At 42.9% G+C, this 19,371-nt stretch carries 16 protein-coding genes; all 16 read right to left on the bottom strand.

The annotated features are described in order from the left end of the window. Window positions 1-255: 255 nt before the first annotated feature. Window positions 256-2,256 (bottom strand): methyl-accepting chemotaxis protein, encoded by a 2,001-nt coding sequence (locus H5125_RS15565; RefSeq protein ID WP_162023452.1) that lies wholly within the window; start codon window positions 2,254-2,256, stop codon window positions 256-258. A gap of 296 nt (window positions 2,257-2,552) precedes the next feature. Further along, window positions 2,553-3,359: an alpha/beta fold hydrolase gene (locus H5125_RS15560; protein WP_182744708.1), complete on the bottom strand. Its 807-nt coding sequence runs from the start codon at window positions 3,357-3,359 to the stop codon at window positions 2,553-2,555. Between the two features lie 25 nt (window positions 3,360-3,384). Continuing rightward, window positions 3,385-3,750, bottom strand: a complete 366-nt coding sequence (locus tag H5125_RS15555; RefSeq protein ID WP_162023454.1) for a hypothetical protein — start codon at window positions 3,748-3,750, stop codon at window positions 3,385-3,387. A gap of 175 nt (window positions 3,751-3,925) precedes the next feature. Next, window positions 3,926-5,518 carry an ABC-F family ATPase gene (locus H5125_RS15550; protein ID WP_101086698.1) on the bottom strand — a complete coding sequence of 531 codons (1,593 nt, stop codon included), beginning with the start codon at window positions 5,516-5,518 and terminating at the stop codon, window positions 3,926-3,928. Between the two features lie 355 nt (window positions 5,519-5,873). Next, entirely contained in the window at window positions 5,874-6,824 is a 951-nt protein-coding gene (locus tag H5125_RS15545; protein WP_101086697.1) for a hypothetical protein, read from the bottom strand. Window positions 6,825-7,009: 185 nt separating this feature from the next. Next, window positions 7,010-7,930 carry a M14 family metallocarboxypeptidase gene (locus H5125_RS15540; RefSeq protein WP_101086696.1) on the bottom strand — a complete coding sequence of 307 codons (921 nt, stop codon included), beginning with the start codon at window positions 7,928-7,930 and terminating at the stop codon, window positions 7,010-7,012. A 77-nt stretch (window positions 7,931-8,007) separates the two neighbouring features. Further along, entirely contained in the window at window positions 8,008-8,973 is a 966-nt protein-coding gene (locus H5125_RS15535) for a DMT family transporter (RefSeq protein WP_182744707.1), read from the bottom strand. 7 nt (window positions 8,974-8,980) lie between these two features. Continuing rightward, window positions 8,981-9,187 (bottom strand): hypothetical protein, encoded by a 207-nt coding sequence (locus H5125_RS15530; RefSeq protein ID WP_101087206.1) that lies wholly within the window; start codon window positions 9,185-9,187, stop codon window positions 8,981-8,983. Between the two features lie 203 nt (window positions 9,188-9,390). Next, window positions 9,391-10,149 (bottom strand): SDR family oxidoreductase, encoded by a 759-nt coding sequence (locus H5125_RS15525; RefSeq protein WP_011636818.1) that lies wholly within the window; start codon window positions 10,147-10,149, stop codon window positions 9,391-9,393. 12 nt (window positions 10,150-10,161) lie between these two features. Next, complete coding sequence (gene mmsB, locus H5125_RS15520) at window positions 10,162-11,061, bottom strand: 3-hydroxyisobutyrate dehydrogenase (RefSeq protein ID WP_182744706.1); 900 nt, start codon at window positions 11,059-11,061, stop codon at window positions 10,162-10,164. Between the two features lie 14 nt (window positions 11,062-11,075). Continuing rightward, window positions 11,076-12,194 (bottom strand): enoyl-CoA hydratase/isomerase family protein, encoded by a 1,119-nt coding sequence (locus tag H5125_RS15515; protein WP_182744705.1) that lies wholly within the window; start codon window positions 12,192-12,194, stop codon window positions 11,076-11,078. Beyond that, on the bottom strand, window positions 12,194-12,976 hold the full coding sequence (locus H5125_RS15510; protein ID WP_182744704.1) for an enoyl-CoA hydratase: 783 nt from the start codon (window positions 12,974-12,976) through the stop codon (window positions 12,194-12,196). The genes H5125_RS15515 and H5125_RS15510 overlap by 1 nt, the downstream gene beginning before the upstream one ends. Before the next feature lie 50 nt (window positions 12,977-13,026). After that, a complete protein-coding gene (locus H5125_RS15505) occupies window positions 13,027-14,184 on the bottom strand; it encodes an acyl-CoA dehydrogenase family protein (RefSeq protein WP_101086691.1) in 1,158 nt (385 codons plus the stop codon). Window positions 14,185-14,349: 165 nt separating this feature from the next. Further along, window positions 14,350-15,843, bottom strand: coding sequence for a CoA-acylating methylmalonate-semialdehyde dehydrogenase (locus H5125_RS15500; RefSeq protein ID WP_162023462.1), 1,494 nt, complete (start codon window positions 15,841-15,843; stop codon window positions 14,350-14,352). A 166-nt stretch (window positions 15,844-16,009) separates the two neighbouring features. Then, window positions 16,010-17,200, bottom strand: a complete 1,191-nt coding sequence (locus H5125_RS15495) for a thiolase family protein (protein WP_182744703.1) — start codon at window positions 17,198-17,200, stop codon at window positions 16,010-16,012. A gap of 311 nt (window positions 17,201-17,511) precedes the next feature. Further along, on the bottom strand, window positions 17,512-19,371 hold a 1,860-nt coding region (locus H5125_RS15490), incomplete at its 5' end, for a GGDEF domain-containing protein (RefSeq protein ID WP_182744702.1).

The following is a 19,371-nucleotide window of genomic DNA, read 5'->3' as shown; positions in this document are numbered from 1 at the left end:
CCTAGAGACTAGGGCGGACTTCGTCCTGCTAGACGCTGCGCGGCTATAAGAGCGGATAACAGTTGGATCCGTGGTGTAGCAAAAAACCTTCAGACTTAGTCGCTCAAGCTTTTATAGCCTCTAGCAGCGAAGCGTTCTAGCATCTAGGCTCGTTCGCTTGTTATCGCCCTTACCGCTTGTTATCGCTTGTTATCGCTTGTTATCGCTTGTTATCGCTCGTTACCGCTTGTTACCGCTTGTTATCGATTTATCGCCTTAGCTTTTAGAAAGGATAAATTTGCTGACTTGTTGTGACATGTCACTGGCATCACTTAATAGATTGTCATTGAGCAAAGCAATCTGTTGTGATATCTCCTGTGTATGGTGATAGATATCGGTGATTTTCATCGCATTACGATTTACTTCTTCTGCTACGGCCGATTGTTCATGTGTTGAAGCGGCAATTTGTTGGTTCATGCTGTCAATCACGCTAACGTGTTGAGCAATCAATTTAAGCTCATTGCCTGCATGTTGTGACTCGGTAACGCTTTGTTGTGCTTGTACTTGGCCTCGCTGCATAGCACTTACGGCAGTGGCTGCACCCGCTTTAAGGCGCTCGGTCATCGCTTTAATGTCTTCTGTTGAACGTTGTGATCGCTGAGCTAAAGTACGAACCTCATCGGCAACAACGGCAAAACCTCTTCCTTGTTCGCCCGCTCTAGCAGCTTCAATTGCCGCATTTAATGCGAGTAAATTAGTTTGGTCAGCAATAGAGCTGATGACCGCTAAAATGGTCACAATATCTTGTACATCTTTATCTAAACGTTCAATACTTTGTGCGGCATTAGCTATCTCTTTAGCCAACAATTGAATCGCATCGCTAGTTTTACTGACATCATTGTTGCCACTCTGCACTTCGATATTGGCATTGGCTGAAGCTTCTGAAACCTGTACCGCATTGGCAGCAATTTCATGGACGGTTGCGCTCATTTCTGTCATAGCAGATGCAACTTGTTCGGCTTCTGACGAACCTTGTTCAACATCGGCTTGCATTGAACGAGTAAAGCCATTCATTTGTTCAACGGCATGAACCAAACTCAATGCATTTCGACGTACGTGGGTAATAACGTGTTCAAATTCTGCCATCATTTGATTAAATGCTATCGAGATTTGGCCAAACTCATCATCAGATTGATGGCTTAAGCGAGTGGTTAAATCAAACTGAGTACCAGCATGCAATATCTGCTTGTGTAGCTGACTTAAACTACGATGCAAATAGCGAGAAACAACCATGCTCATCACAATAGCAAAAATCAGAGCCAGCAATAACACCGCGCCGGTGAGATACATATGCTCAGTTGCTTGTGACAATTTGTCTTGGCTTAATTGCGACAAATCTTGGCTGAATTGTTTTTCAAGCTGAGTTAACAGCTCAATACGTACCGTTGCGATTTTAAACCAATCTTCAGGGCTTTGCTGCGCCATTGCAGCGCTGTCTTGTGCAAAAGCAATTTCACGAAGTTGACTAACATTTGCCATAGCACTGTCTTGTTGGGCTTGTTTAAAAATGCGAATGTTTTCTGGGCTAGCTGCGGCAATAAACCGTTCGGCATAAGTTTGTTGTTCCGCCACCAAAGTGACAAACTTTCGATATAACCCAGGGGGAAATTCACTGCGACCAAAAGTTGTGCTGAGTACTGCTCGCTCTATTCCTGCGCGTTCTTTTAATTGTAAAAATGCTGCGAACGCTTTGAGTGTTATACCTATTTGGCTATCTACACTCTGACTAGCTGCATTATCGACCATTGATAATAATAGGGTGTTAATGCGGGTATAATAACTAACTTGCTCTGCGACACTGATGTTAAGGGCCGTGACATTATTACGCATTTGGCTTAGCTGATTAAATGCTGAAGCAACTTCATTATATGTGGATTGTAATTGTTGCGGAAAATCGTCTTGCTGAGCAACAAGATTAAAACGTTGAATTTGTATGTCTGTTTGAGCACGTTGAGTCACTAAATTGTCTTTAAATGCTTGTCCTTTAGATCCGAGGAAACCGGCACTCATACCTCGCTCTTTTTGCAGTTCATGTACTAAGGAGCTATTGATAATGGCAACCTGGGTTAAATCAATAACCAGTGCTAACTGATGCTGAGTTTTGTACTCATTATTAAGGTACATACCACCGAATAAAATACTGGTTAATAAAGGGGGAATGACAAGTAAGGCCAGTTTACGCGAAATATTGAGGTTGCTAATCCATTGCCAATTCATACATCATCCTTTTTAAAACACTTTTGATAAGTAAATTTTTCTTCACTGAACCATAAACTAGATTAATAGATTTTGGTAAGTTATTTGCAACAAACTCAGATCTTGCTCACAGCTAATTTAGTTTCTTTTAATTTAATAATGCTTTAAATACATATAATTGAATAGTGAAAGTTATTCCACCTGCGTTAACGCCATACTTACGACATTGTCGGACAATAAAATCAATGAATGTTTTTATCGTGAATGGTTGCAGCGATAAACAAACTAAACACTATTTTTAGACCATCAATAACAACTTATAAACAGAGGCAAAACTCACTGATCAATTCAGGCCATTCATTAACCTCATCTATCGAGTCTGCAATGTGTAAGGTCGAATTAGGTATTGTGGCATGTAATTGAATGGCAGTTTCTATGGGATGGGTCTTGTCGCCGTGCCACGCTAAAATCAGGGTTGGCATGGTCAGTTCGGCAAGTTGCTGCTTACTGGGCAGATCGTTAAGGGCGGCAGCGCGAAACAAATGATCTAGCGTTTGACGTGTCATTAGTTTTAATCCGTCGAGCATGCCTAGTACACTATGTTCATGACCATTAATCAGCCAACTTGGAAGTAATTTATCCCAATGTTTAGCGTTTATTTTAGCTAAACCTTTACCACCAAAAATGCGCGCTGCTTTGGCCATTTTATGATATTCGCCTACTTGTACTGCACGAGCATGCCATGCTGTGGGCGGGTTCATCAAGATTAACCCTTTTACCTTATGCGGATGTTTTAATGCTGCGAACAAACACGTAGCACTGCCCATTGATTGGCCACCTAAAATAAGCGATGGCGTTGCGTTAAAGTGCGTCGCGATACTTATCATGTCATTGGCAAGTTCTGGCCATAAATAGTCTTCTACGCACTTACCGGCAGAAGATAAGCCATGGCCGACGGCATCATAACGAATAAGCTGTAATTTTTTAGGAAACCGATGCCAGGCATATAAACCAATCGCATCTTCACTTTGGATACTGCCGGTTGACCCATGAGCCCAAATCAGAGTTTGTCCTTTACCATTAATGGAACAATTAAATTGATTGATATTAAATTGCTCTGTCATGATGCGGCACTCCTAATGAGGTTATTTATCCTCTTACTATTTCAATCAACCTATTAATAAATAATTTGATTGCATCTGTGGTATCAAACCGAAATGCTAAGCCGTAATGAATTTCACTTAAGCCTTTGTTACGACGAGTTGGAAATCGGGTCATTTGAGCATTGTGATAGTAATCATATTTCGCGTGTACCCCGTCAATCGTAGCCAGCTCAGTGGAAAAAACTTCAAATGCCGGACGAATGATCAGTAATGGCGTTTTTCCTTCTACATGCAAATAAACTGGCTCTTTTAACTCAGGTAGCATGTATTCGGTGACATTCTTAATATTAAAATTAGTACGACATTGCAGTTCATTCAAGGTTGATGCGACTTGTTCAAGGGTGATGCTCATAAAGTAGATGCCTGTGCTGGAGAATGTCATTGATTTATATCACTAGAGTATATGGCCTAGCCGAATAAATAAAAACAAAAAGCCCCGAACAATTGTTCAGGGCTAATGGTGTTAATCAGTGGGCATTGGTTACAAACAATGCTGGTTACTGACAGTACTGGTTATAAAACCAGAATTACGCGTCAATACCTTTACTCACTAAGAATTCGTCGTAAGTGCCTTTAAAGTCATTAATTCCGTTAGGAGTCACTTCAAGAATACGAGTGGCTAGTGACGATACAAATGCACGGTCATGAGACACGAACATTAACGTCCCTTCGTATTTTTCAAGCGCGTTGTTTAATGACTCAATAGATTCCATGTCCATGTGGTTGGTTGGCTCATCGAGTAATAAAATGTTCGGCTTTTGCATGATAAGTTTACCGAAATACATACGGCCTTTCTCACCACCAGATAATACTTTAACTGACTTTTTAATGTCATCTGCACCAAACAGCATACGGCCTAAAATACCGCGTACAGATTGATCATCGTCATTTTCTTTGCGCCATTGGCTCATCCACTCGAACAAGGTCATTTCATTAGCAAAATCTGCTTCATGGTCCTGGGCGTAGTAACCAATATTGGCATTTTCAGACCAATTAATGGTGCCATCGTCTTGCGGGATATCATGTACTAAAGTACGTAACAAGGTGGTTTTACCCACACCGTTTTGACCCAAGATAGCAATACGTTCACCCACTTCAACCATTAGGTTAAGTTTGCTGAACAATGGTGTGTCGTAACCTTTGGCTAAGTTTTCAACCACTAATGCATTACGGAACAATTTCTTTTCTTGTTCAAAACGAATAAACGGATTGACGCGGCTTGATGCTTTGATGTCATCTAGCTTAATTTTATCAATTTGCTTAGCGCGTGATGTAGCTTGTTTCGCTTTAGATGCGTTAGCAGAGAAACGGGCGACGAAGGTTTGTAATTCAGCAATTTGCGCTTTCTTCTTGGCGTTGTCACTCATTAAACGTTCACGTGATTGCTGTGCAGCCATCATGTATTCGTCGTAGTTGCCAGGGAACACTCGTAGCTCACCGTAATCTAAGTCAGCCATGTGAGTACACACTGAGTTTAAGAAATAACGGTCATGCGAAATAATAATCATGGTGCTGTTACGTTGATTCAACATGTCTTGTAACCAACGAATAGTATCGATGTCCAAGTTGTTGGTAGGTTCATCAAGTAGCAGTAAATCTGGATTTGAGAATAGTGCTTGCGCCAATAACACACGCAATTTAAAACCTGGAGCAATTTCACTCATTAAACCAAAGTGTTGCTCAATGGAAATACCTACACCTAGTAGTAAGTCACCTGCGCGGGATTCAGCAGTGTAACCGTCCATTTCAGCAAATTCCATCTCAAGCTCAGACACTTTGATGCCGTCTTCTTCGCTCATTTCAGGTAAAGAATAAATACGGTCACGTTCTTGCTTTACTTTCCACAGTTCTCTGTGGCCCATGATCACAGTATCGACTACTGAAAAGTTTTCGTAGGCAAACTGGTCCTGGTTTAATTTACCCATGCGTTCGTTAACATCTATAGAGACGTTACCGCTTGATGGCTCTAAATCACCGGCAAGGATTTTCATAAAGGTGGATTTACCACAACCATTCGCGCCAATTAAACCGTAGCGATTACCGCCACCAAATTTTACTGAGAGATTTTCAAACAGTGGCTTAGCGCCAAACTGCATCGTGATGTTAGCTGTTGTAATCAAAATGAAATTCCAAATCGTGTTGTGTGTTAAAGCCCATATCAAATTGTAGTCTACTTGCTCGAGTTGACATCTATATGACTCAAGCAAACAAAAATGATATTGAAACTGGCATACGGCAGAGCCGAGGTAAATACGAAGCGCGATAGTGTAAGGATTTTTGGCCTAATTATCAACCTAGCAATGATACAAATACTGCCCGTTTTGAGATGTGACGGTGATGAAAGGAGTATTTGCGCGTCATTATAAATGTCTAAATAGCGATAATGCGTCAGTGTTGATTTAATGCCGAAAACCTAGAGCCGCTTTCGGCATCAACCATAACCTTGTGAACCGTTTAGTAAAAATCTTAATTACATTATACCTTTGCAGGTTCAGCCACATCATCTGAGAGAGTTTCAGCTTGGGTAAAGCAGTTTTGTAGAATTTTTTTAGACGGATATACGCCCACAGTGCTATCAATCATCTGCGCATCAAAATCGATAATAATTGGAATTAAATTAGTTGCTTTGGTGATTTGACGTTTTCTCAATGCTTTCAATATATTAATGTCTACTTTTGAAGGAGTGCTGTCGAAAGTAAAATACAGATAATGGATCGTACTTTGAGACGTCATCCCTAGGGTTTTCTTCAACCCAAGTAACGCAGTAAATAACTGCTCATGCTGAGCTTGAACTTGCTCAATTGACACCTTACCCATATCAATTACAGATATTGAAATAATATTGTTAAAATACTTTTTCGCCGCAATAAATGCTATGCCTTCAACTTTGGGTTTACCTTCTGTCTCGATAACAGATAGGTCTAACTCAGTAAAGTCATTGCTATTGATTAAGATATCTTTCAATCGCTCACGCCCAGTCGCTAACGAGCTAAAATAAGCCGCCTTTTTTTGCATGCGCTGTCTAACGTAAAGTGCTAATGAGCCACAAAGCAGTAAAAAAACTATTTTCCCACCGATACGATGCCAGAAATCGAGGTATGGAGCTTTAGGTAATACCACGCCAGCCTCTAAAACGAGTCCAGTGACTTCCAAGGGGGTTAAGTCTATATACAAGTCTTGTTGTGACAACATTCCAGCAAAACGGCCATCATAATTCCACAGTGGTAGAAACAATATATCAACAGATTTATAGATATAACCTACATCAATGAATTCACCATCTTGTGTTTGAAAGCGTGGGTCATCAGGAAGTGCCACAACAGGTACAATGTTTTCACCACCAAAAGAGATTAAACCCGCTTTGGCGTGTGCAAGATGGGGCGTCATCAATAAACAGAATAGACATAGCAACAGAGTATTTTTCATTTTAATCCTTTATTAATAAAAAATAGGCGACTAGCGAGGAGGCTAATCAATAACCGAGGAACCACAGGTTTTAACAGCAATGAGTCTTTTAGATTCCATTCAAACAGCGACTCACCGCCATTATACTAAAATATGTCTAGACGACAACGGCATCGCTTGTAATCGTCTATATCACTTAACGTTTTTTAGAGCTTCAAATAACCAATAAGATAATCCAATCCACCAGTGATAGCGGCGACTTGAGCATCGTTACATTCTTGCGCTGTCACATTTGGACTGTCTGGATAAACCTCTGTGGTGGTATTGAAGTGATTGTCAGTAATACCAGCACATAAGCTGAGTTTTTTGACCGGATAGTTAATCACCCCAAATTGCTCAATCGGTACTTCAATTAATTGTCCATTATCGTCAGGCGCGATATGAGTCACTTTAGCCACTGAATCAATCACTGCTTTTTGGAACGCTGGAGTTGGGTTATCACTGTCGCCGACTAAATAGAAACCGTCTGGAATAATGCCTTTATCGTATTCAACGCCATCACGTGCAGACAGCAAAGGTCTAAACTCTAACTCATCGGTGTCGGTGGTTTCATGCAAATCAATGTGGGCATACACCTCACCTAAACTCGCGACAAATGCTATCAATGCAGCAGACTCTTCTGCTGGGCTATCGGCATAAAAAGAGCGATTAGGATCGATGGCTTTAGGATTCCAGCGGTTAACGGTTTCATAACCCCAAGGGCTAATGCAAGGCGCTACAGCAACATTAAAATACTCGGTATAAGTTTGTGCTTTGGTGGTTAAAAACTGAATCGCGCCATGAACACCGCTGGTTTCATAACCGTGTACGCCACCGGTCACAAGAATGGTTTTTTTATTGCTATCCCACTGCTGAGATTTAAATGCAAACAGTGGATACTTATCAGCGTCATAAGATAATGCGCCGTATTGTACTTGTTCAAACGGACCAGTAATCTGAGCCAGTTTACTCACCACTTCATCTTGATATGAGCGTTTTATGGCAACTTGTGCTAACCATTGTGCTTTATCTGCATCGGTCCATTTTTGACCTGGAGTACCAATTGGATACGGTGTTGAATTGCTCATATTACCTCGTTAATCATTTATTTTATTGAGTTATGTATGTGTAAGTCACTTGGTTTTCACTGATGTTTATTGCTCAATTATCTGCTTATTGAGAGGGCCGGCTTATTAACAGGATGGGCTTTGGCAAAGATAACCAATGCAATCCCAACAAAGATAATGCCAGCCGATACACCTAGATGAAAACTGATTTCTTCATCTAAAAAGAGAATACCGCCCACTGCGGCAATCACAGGTACCGTTAATTGTAAAACCGCGGCATGGGTTGATGTAAGTCCACGCAATGCTTGATACCACAACGCATAACCAATACCCGAAGCAATTGCACCTGATAAGACGGCTAACAACATTCCTTTGGCAGACAATACCGTTGCTTGTGGTATTGAGACTAATTGTGGCGCTGAGGCTAAGTAAGGTAAGAGCCACACCACCAATATCATCACCGCGACCAGAGGTAAACTGCGAATAAAGTTATAACCTGTATCAAATAATGGGTTAACTGACTTTTTGCCAAGCAAAGTATATCCACCCCAAGCACAGCCGCTGATCGCCATTAGCACTAAGCCGGTCATCGAAGGCGCACTCACGCCGGGCAACACTAAATAAGCAAAACCACTAAAAGCCAATAATGCGCCAATCCATTCAAGTAGGGTTAAGCGTTGGCCTTGAACATAGCTGATTAACATCATGCTAATTTGCACCGCGGCAAACAAAATCAACGCACCAGTGGCGGTATCGAGTAGCACATAGGCGTATGAAAAAGTCACCGCGTAAATAAACAATAATGCCGCAGCAAACATGCTGCCACGGCTAGTGGATCGGCTTGTCCCTGCTTTAGTGTTACGCAATAACATTAATAGCCCCAACACTAAGGCACCAGCAGCTAAACGAATCGCAGTAAAACTGCTGGGATCTATAAGTGCCGGAGTTTGTTGGGTCGATAATGCCATACGACACAACACTGAATTGGCAGCAAATGCGACCAAGGCAATTAAGGTATACAAAGCGATAGAAAACCTTGATAAAAATGCGGATAAGCTAGACATAACAGAGCTACTTAGTCGATTTTTTGAAACTAAATTTATGAGTAAACCACTGTATTACAGCCACTTGCTGTACGTGGGTTAAGCCAAAGTAAACACAAATCCACGGTGAAATGAGTAAAAACCACGGGAGCGCCGCAGTCGAGCGACCTGAAAACAATAAATACAAAAAACCGCCATAGATAATAATCACGCCCAGAATGCCTACGATTAGCATGATTTTTTTAAGCAGGTATTCTAACTTCGCCACGTCATTAATCCTTAAAAGTAAAAAAGCCACGCCGAGCATAAGCTCGGCGTGACAACATCATAACAAACTGAATGTGGGTAACACCAATCACATTCATTATATGAAAGTGCGCAACGCGTTATATTGCACTGAGCGAACAGATAATGAGCACAATGAATATACTCTATCGCTTATAAGCGAATACCGCCGTCAATTTCAAATACACGGCCGTTAACGTAATCGTTTTCAATAATAAAACGTACGGTTGCAGCCACTTCTTCAGGCTGACCTAAGCGCCCTACTGGGACCATTTTTTCTAAACGCTCTAATGCTTCAGGTTTCATCGCTGCGGTCATTTCGGTAGCAATAACACCAGGAGCCACGGCAGCACTGCGAATATTATGACGGGCTAACTCTTTTGCCCACCCAACCGACATTGCAGCAACGCCCGCTTTAGACGCTGAGTAGTTAGATTGTCCCATGTTACCGGCTTTAGCAACGCTAGAGATATTAATAATTACCCCTGCTTGCTTGGTTTCAATCATCGCTGCTGCGGCTTCACGGCCACATAAAAAAGTGCCGGTTAAGTTAACATTGATGACAGACTGAAACTGCTGATACGACATGCGATCGGTGACAACGCCATCTTTGGCTTTAATCATTAGCCCATCACGTAAAATACCGGCATTGTTAATTAACACATTCACTTTACCAAAGTCTTCAACGATAAATTTAAAGCCAGAGACCACATCTTCTTCATCAGTAATGTCTAGGGCGTAACCTTGAACTTCAGTTACAGAACCTAAATCAGCACAAGCTTGTTCAAGTTTAGCCTGATCAACATCGATAAGCGCCAACTTAGCACCTTGGGCAGCTAAATCATGCGCCATAGCGAGACCTAACCCACCAGCTCCGCCAGTAATGACGACAACCTTATCTTTTAATTCCATCAACTGAATCCTTTATTTTTTCTTTGAAAATTGTTCAAAAATACTCGAAAAATCGCGACGACCATGGCCTTGGCGAGCATGATTAACATATAAACTGCGAGCCAGAGAACCCATTGGTGTGCTTGAATTAGAGGCGACCGCCGCTTCTTGCGACAACCCTAAATCTTTAACCATCAAGTCAACCATAAAGCCACCTTGGTAATCTTTTGACGACGGCACATTCTCCATCACATCTGGGCATGGATTGTACTTTTCTAACGTCCAGTTACCGCCGCTACTGACTTTCATGATATCAGACAACACTTTAGGATCTAAACCATTATCCAAACCAAGTTGTAATGACTCGCTAGTACCCACCATTAACACAGACAACAGCATGTTGTTACAAATTTTAGCAATTTGACCTGCGCCTACTACACCAGCGTGAAAAATATTGCCGCCCATAACCGTTAATACCGTTTGCGCTTGTTGATAGGCTGCTTCACTACCACCACAAATAAAGGTTAAGGTACCGGCTGCCGCGCCTGCTGTGCCGCCTGATACTGGCGCATCCATAAATTCGATACCCTTCTCAGCGGCTTTTGCACCCACTAAACGCGCACTGTCAGCATCTATGGTTGAGCAATCTATCAGTAATGCCTGTTTAGACACGACATCTAACAAACCTTTATTATTGTCATCGCCTAGGTACAAGCTGCGAACATGCTTGCCTGCTGGCAGCATGGTAATCACAAAATCGGCGGCTGCCGCTGCGCCGCACGCGGTTTTAGCACTGAGTGCGCCTTGCGCCGTTAACGCTTCGACTGCGACAGGGTTTAAGTCAAACACAGTGACTGTCATACCCGCTTTAACTAGATTGGCCGCCATTGGGCCACCCATGTTACCTAAACCAATAAATGCTACTGTTGCCATGTCGTTAATCCTTTTTAAGTAAAGTCTGCTAATGGGTGTCTATCTTCAGCCCAAGGCGAGGTAACCAATTGGGTCACTTTATTCGCATCCACTGCGTCTACATCTGCAAATAACCATTTAGGTTGGCGATCTTTATCAATCAGTAAGGCGCGAACACCTTCGCAAAAATCGCCCATAGAGCAACAATTGACACTCACACCTAACTCCCACTTAAAGCAGTCTGCCAAACTCATTTCGATGCCAAGTGCTGCCTGAGCAAAAATCAAGTGCCAGCTAATAGGACTGCCAGCTAAGGCGGTTTTTTGGGCTCGTTTTAGCCAATCAAGCTCAGTGTTTAATGTCGATAATTGATGATGCACATCAAGGATGTCACCCGTCATCAACAAATCAATTTGTGCTTGGAATTGTTGCAGTGGGCTAACGGATAATGCCGCTAAGTGTGGCTGACTCATATTGGTCAACAATCCGCTCAGCAGTTGATGATTTATCTCACTATCTTGACTCCAAGCCAGTTCAGCCATGGCATCGAATAACGGCTCTTTTTCATCGCTATTAAGAAGATGATTTCCTAAACCAACATACAGCGCATCTGCACAGTTCATGTTGTAAGCGGTTAAGCCTAAAAACAACCCTGTTTTTCCCGGCATACGGTTTAAAAAGTAGCTACCGCCAACGTCTGGGTATAAACCAATGGTCACTTCAGGCATTGCAATACGGCTACGCTCGGTAACAACACGATGGCTCCCGCCCGCCATTAGCCCGAGTCCACCGCCCATAACAATGCCGTCACCCCACACTAAAACGGGTTTGCCGAATTGATGCAGTAAATAATCAAGTTGGTATTCCTGGATAAAGAACTCACACGCCTCTGTGGTCATGTTGTTCGGATTGGCGATGGATGCATGGTAAATGGCACGTACATCTCCACCAGCGCAAAAGGCTTTTTCGCCGGCGCCATCAAGCACAATACACGCAATGCTGTCGTCTTGTTGCCATTTAGTGAGTTGTGCTTGCATTGCTGCAACCATGTCGAGGGTTAATGCATTTAGTGCTTTTTCAATATTCAGGGTTACCACGCCAATAGATTGACCTGATAACGTGCCTAAGGTTTGAAATATTACATCTTGAGTCATTAGCAGTTCTTCCAGTTTGGGGCGCGTTTTTGTAAAAAGGCCTTCACACCTTCAGCCTGATCTTCGGTATTAAATAAGCCAACAAACAGTTCACGCTCAAGCGGTAATGCTTGAGTTCTCGGCATAGTTCGTCCAGCTTGAATAAGGGTTTTACATACGCTGACACTGCTAGGTGATTGCTTAGCCACTTTCGCTGCTAACGCCACTGCGGCATCTAAGACATGGCCTTGTTCAACGACCTCTTCCACTAAGCCAATTTTTTCAGCCTTGGCTGCATCAATACGCTCGCCACATAAAATCATCCGTTTTGCCCAACCTTCACCCACTAATGCGGTTAAGTTTTGGGTGCCACCAGCACAAGGCAGTAAACCCACTGAGGCCTCAGGCAATGCCAATTGGGCTTGTGCTTCTGCAATTCGTAAATCACAAGCTAATGCCACTTCTAATCCGCCGCCCATGGCATAACCATTAATGGCTGCAATAGATACACCTCTAAACGCACTTAAGGCTTCAAACGCTTCGCCGAAATGTTTTGCCATGGAAGCTGCATTGTCTTTATCGCCGTCAGCAAACAAATTCAAATCAGCACCTGCTGAGAAAAACTTGTCACCTTGACCGGTGATCACAAGCGCATAAACATCTTTGTTTTGATTCAGTTCGAGCACGATATGTTTCAGCGCTTGCAAACTGTCAGCGGTCCAAGTATTAGCTGGCGGATTATTCAGAGTCAAAATGGCCGTGTGGCCGACTATATGTTTTAGAATTGCAGGGTGTGTAGTCATAATGCTATGTCCTTATGCTAAAGCTAGTGAGTCACGAGTGGAACCGCTAATTACAGGATCGGATGAGCATCGCTAGCGAGCAAACGGCGAGCAATAATCAGGCGCATAATTTCATTAGTGCCTTCTAAAATCTGGTGCACGCGCACATCTCTGAAATGACGTTCTAAAGGGTATTCACGGATATAACCGTAACCGCCGTGAATTTGCAGCGCACCGTCACACACTTGGAAACCTACATCGGTCGCAAAACGTTTCGCCATAGCACAATAAGCGCTGGCTTCAGGGTCTTGAGTGTCTAATTTAAACGCTGCTAAACGTACCATTTGACGGGCAGCCACTAATTCGGTTGCCATGTCAGCCAGTTTAAACTGCAATGCTTGGAATGCCGCCAGCGGTTTACCAAATTGCTTACGCTCATTCATGTATTGAGTTGCGCGAGTCAGTGCAGCTTGCGCGGTGCCAATTGAACAGGTGGCAATGTTAATACGTCCGCCGTCTAGGCCTTTCATGGCAAAGGTAAAACCTTGGCCTTCTTCACCAAGTAAATTGGCAGCCGGTACACGCACGTTTTCAAAACTGATCATTCTTGTTGGCTGTGCGTTCCAGCCCATTTTATCTTCTGCTTTTCCGTAAGTGACGCCCACTGCATCTGCTGGTACGGCAATCGCTGAAATCCCTTTAGGGCCAGATTCACCAGTACGGCACATCACTACTAGTAACTCGGTTTCACCGGCACCAGAGATAAACATTTTTGAACCGGTGATCAAGTAATCATCACCATCACGCACAGCTTTAGTTTGCAATGAAGCGGCATCGCTGCCGGCACCAGGTTCTGTTAAACAGTAAGATGCTAATAACTGTCCTGTGGTTAAGCCTTCTGACCACTGCTTACGCAAGGTTTCTGTACCCCACGTAGTCACCATCCAGGTTGCCATATTATGAATAGTTAACATTGCTGTGGTGGCTGTACAACCATGGGCTAATTCTTCAAAAATAATTGAAGCGTCTAAACGAGACAAGCCCATGCCGCCTTCTGATTCTGGCGAGTACAAAGAACAAAAGCCCAGTTCACCGGCTTTTTGAATAACGTCTTTAGGAAAATGATGCTCTTCGTCCCACTTGGCGGCGAATGGCGCGAGTTCTTCGGCAGCGAATTGACGGGCTAAATCAGCAAACTGACGCTGATCTTCGTTTAAATTAAAATCCATGCTGGACTCCTAATATTGTCTTGGATGACTCTTGGGTCATTTATTGCCTTAGCCGCATACCGCTTTAAGCGGTTAACTCATTACTAGCTGCAATGGGAGGTAAGGTGGTCTTGTTGTTTAGCGAAAAATATTACCGTGACAGCGTCACGGCAATAAACATCATTTCTATTTAAGATCAATGCTCATGTTAGGGCCGCTTACCGCTTCAGAGTCAAACCAACGGGTGGTGATGGTTTTAGTCTCGGTGCAGAAACGCACAGCTTGCTTACCATAGGCATGTTGGTCACCATAGAAACTGCCTTTCCAACCTGTGAATGAGAAGAATGGTAATGGCACCGGAATTGGCACGTTAATACCCACTTGGCCTACTTCAATTTCATGTTGATATTTACGTGCAGCTCCGCCTGATGCAGTAAAGATTGAGGTACCGTTACCGTAAGGGCTGTTGTTAACCAGTTCGATAGCATCGTCTAAGTTATCCGCTTCCATACAACACAGTACCGGACCAAAAATCTCTTCTTTGTAAATGCTCATGTCGGTGGTGACATTGGTAAACATGGTTGGGCCAACCCAGTTACCCGACTCGTAACCTGCAACGGTGAAATCGGTTCCATCGAGTAAGCAATCAGCACCTTCAGCTTTACCTTGAGCAATCAATTTGAGTACGCGCTCTTTTGCTGCTGGACTGATAACAGGGCCGTAAGCAGCATCTTTGTCATCCCATAAACCAGGACGAACCTTAGCTAACGCGTCTTTTAGTTCAGGGATCCACTCTTTGGCTTTACCGACAAAAATCGCGACTGAAATCGCCATACAACGTTGACCAGCGGCTCCAACAGAGGCACCAACCATGTTATTGATCACTTGCTGCTTGTTCGCATCAGGCATGATTACACAATGGTTTTTAGCACCTGCAAACGCTTGCACACGTTTTAGGTTGTCGGTACCGGTTTTATAAATGTATTGACCAACCCCCACAGAACCAACAAACGAAATCGCTTTAATGGCTGGGTCTCTTAGCAAAATGTCGACTGCTGTTTTGTCGCCATGAATAAGTTGCAACACGCCTTTTGGCGCGCCTGCTTCAACAAATAACTCCACTAAACGCTGTGGCGTCATTGGATCTTGTTCTGACGGTTTTAAAATAAACGTATTACCACAAGCGATAGATAACGGGAACATCCATAATGGGATCATCGCAGGGAAATTAAACGGAGTAATACCGGCACACACACCTAAAGGTTGAGTGTAGCTATAGGTATCGATATTACGAGCAACGTTTTCAACGGTTTCGCCCATCATTAACGAGGCAACACCACAAGCATGTTCAGCAACTTCAATGCCGCGCCATACATCACCTTTAGCATCTTCAAAAGTTTTACCGGTCTCGTGAGCTAAAATAGTTGCTAGTTCATCGTGATGCTCTTTGAGCAAATGTTGATAACGCAACATGACGCGCGCACGTTCAGACACGGGGACTTCTTTCCAGGTTTTAAACGCTTCTTTGGCACTATGAATGGCCTGCTCTACTTCGGCAGTAGTAGCGCAGTTAATTTTAGCAATAACGCTATTATTGGCTGGATTGGTCACATCAATATTGCGATCGCCGCTGCCATAAGTGAATTCGCCATCAATATAATGCTTAACTTGTGTGATCATGTTGTTTTCCTCGATCCTTGAACATCTTATGAGTGAATAACATCACTCGTATTGAGTTACTGCGCAGGTAATGCGATTTATTATGTTTGTCAGTCGCACATATTAAGTGGCTGCGTATACATTTACCTGTGCGGTGGTCTTGTCGAACTTAACTTGTATTGTCTATTTACACTTCTATCGCCATTGCTGTGGCTTCGCCGCCACCAATACATAACGATGCCACGCCGCGCTTAAGGCCGCGTGCTTTTAGGGCATAAATCAATGTGACTAGCAAACGCGCTCCAGAACAACCAATTGGGTGTCCCATTGCACATGCGCCGCCATTAACGTTAACTTTATTGGCATCTAAGCCAAGTTCAGAAATCGCTAACATGGTGACCATGGCAAACGCTTCGTTGATTTCGTATAAATCGACGTCATCTTTGTTCCACTGCACTTTATCGAACAGTTTTTGCATCGCGCCAACCGGTGCGGTAGTGAACATTGACGGTTCTTGTGAATGGGTAGTATGACCTTTAATTGTTGCCATTACGGTTAATCCTAATTCAGCAGCTTTGTCGCGGCTCATTAGCATTAACGCTGCTGCGCCGTCTGATATTGAACTTGAGTTGGCAGCTGTAATTGTGCCGTCTTTGGTAAATGCAGGACGTAATGTCGGGATTTTTTCAGGGCGGGCGTTACCAGGCTGCTCGTCTATCTCAACCGTCACGTCGCCACGACGCGTGCTGATGGTTACAGGCACTACTTCATCTTTAAATGCGCCAGAGTTAATCGCTGCATTGGCTTTTTCCAGCGAACTTAATGCAAAAGCATCCATTTGCTCACGAGTTAAGCCAAAGTCATCTGCCGTTTTTTGGGCAAATGTGCCCATTGCACCACCGGTATAAGCGTCTTCAAGGCCGTCTAAAAACATGTGGTCCATTACTTTGCCGTGGCCCATGCGCATACCGCTGCGCGCTTTGTCGAGTAAATATGGTGCTTGGCTCATGCTTTCCATGCCACCCGCAACCACAACTTGACTGCTACCCGCTTTAATTAAATCGTGCGCTAACATGACGGTTTTCATGCCTGAACCACAAACTTTATTGACTGTTGTTGCACCAACACTTAACGGTAAACCTGCACCTAGAGTCGCTTGGCGAGCAGGCGCTTGGCCCAGACCGGCTGGCAATACACAACCCATCAATACTTCGTCAACAGCATTAACGCTGATCCCCGTTTGGGCGATAAGACCTTTGATAGCGGTTGCTGCTAATACTGGAGAAGCTACCTCAGACAATGCCCCTTGAAACCCACCCATTGGTGTGCGTTTCGCGGCAACAATAACGATATCTTGACCTGTTTGCTCTGTACTCATAACCACTCCAATTTACTGCGCTTAAAAAATAACATCAATAATATGGATATCACTTTGACGTTGACGCGAACGTAAAGCAAGTAAAAAATGGTCTAAATGTTGATGTTAATTGATTGGAATTGTCAGTGAAGATTTACAGTTTAAGAATGTCACATTTGAATTTGATGTAAGATGTTGTTTTTTATAATACATATCAATATCTATTTATCAGTAACATGATTACTGTTGAGTGAATTATTCAGCGTAAAACTTTAGTCTAAGCACAAAGTAGCCGTAGTGACTCAATAAACTAAATCGGCACTTAGAGAAGGTTATTGGTCCACTATCACTACTTGATTGCGGCCGTTGTCTTTTGCTTGATATAAGCCTAAATCGGCTTGCTTAATAATGTCGACAAGTTCATGAGTTTGCGGGGTTAACATAGCGACAGCCACACTAATGGTGAAATTCATTTTAACCTCGTTAAACACAAACTGGTTTGACTCAATACTGGTTCGCAATCGCTCGGCTATGTCAACGGCTTGTGCTTGCTCTGTATCGGGTAAAATAATTAAAAACTCTTCGCCACCTATGCGGCCTAAAATATCGTTTTTCTTGAGCCAATTACGTGCACGTCTACCACACGCTTTTATGGCTAAATCACCAACGTCATGGCCATAATGATCATTAATGACTTTAAAGTTATCTATATCGAACATAATAACGGCGAGTGGTCGATGATGTTTTTTAGCCTGATTAAAGCGCTTTTTGCCCTGCTCAAAAGTATGACGTCGATTAGCAATGCCAGTCAGATAATCCGTTTGAGAGCGACGTTTAAATTGTCGGCGAGATTGCCACAAGAAAATGACCAGCACTAATAACACCAAAGCAATTAGCACCGCGATTGCCATTGATAAGTTAGTGATTTTTTGAGTATCGATTTCGGCTTCCAAATTCAGCTTATTGATGGCCAATTGCTTTTCGAGCAGGCGGTTATTAAACTCAGCCACGGTAAGATTATGGTCTAATGATGAATTAACCACATCGTTATTTATGATGTTAGCAAAGTTCTTTTTTTGTAAATCGATGGTATCCAAAAGCTTATTCATGCCCAGATTACTCGACCCATTGGCGTAATCAATAATGGCCGCAATCATCAATTTCAGTTCATTGGAATGGCCGTCATAAGTCGCCGAACCAGAAAATATTTCAGCATACTTAAAAGCTTTATCTGGTTGTTGTTGGCGAAAATAACTCAATGCCAACCATGCATGCGTAGCGTCGACAAAGTATTTTTCTTGGGTTGTATCTTGCACTTCAAGTGCGCGTAAAAAATGATCTATACCTTCTTGAAATAAACCTTGAGCCCAACAGCTAATACCCGTATTAAATTGATAGAAAAAATCAAAATCAGCAAACTCTGGCGATTGCTCTACCAGTTGCTGCATTTGGGCTAAATGAGCTTTATTTTCCCCCCACAAGGCCAATTTAATCGATTCGCCCACCATGTTATGCAACATATTAAACATGTCTTGTTTATCTTGGGCTTGCTCCCAAAAGTCATAGGCTTTGTTAAAGTATTCGTAGGCTTTACGGTTTAAACCATTGTCACGATAGATAGCAGCCGTGGCATTGAATATCATCGCTTGACGACTCAGTCCTAATTGATGCTGTTGTGCTAACGCTAAAGCTTCATTTAACCTTTTGAGACCTTCGCCAAAATCACTTGGTTTATTATGGCAATACGCACTTTGCGCTAACACTTCGGCCAAGATATCAACGTTTCCAAGCTGACGGGCTAATGTAATCGCCACTTCACGATCTGGGCAATAAATTTGGGTGTCGTTAGTTTGAAGGTAAAGTATGAATGAGCGTTCGAGATAGCTTTTGACCAGTTCTTTGCTAAGAGGATGTGGTGTAAGTAATTTAATGGCATGGCTATAGCTGTTAATTGCAGCAACAAGATCACTGTTAACTTCTTGCTCTATTGCCAGTAAATGCAATAACTGGCCTTGCTGTTCAATCGGCCATTGAGCACTTTGTGGTCGCTGTTGTTGTAAAAAGTCAATGCGTTGTTGTGGTGAGCTTAATGTGGCTAACTGTTGTTTGATATCAGTAATTTTTGTACTATCAGTAATTTCTGTGCTATCAGTATTATCGCTAACGGTATTGTTGCTAACGGTATTGTTGCT

The organism is Shewanella sp. SR44-4, assembly GCF_014163715.1.
In the GTDB taxonomy this organism is placed as follows: Bacteria; Pseudomonadota; Gammaproteobacteria; order Enterobacterales; family Shewanellaceae; genus Shewanella.
The sequence above is the reverse complement of the archived record's forward strand: the minus strand, read 5'-3'. Positions and strand labels throughout refer to the sequence as shown.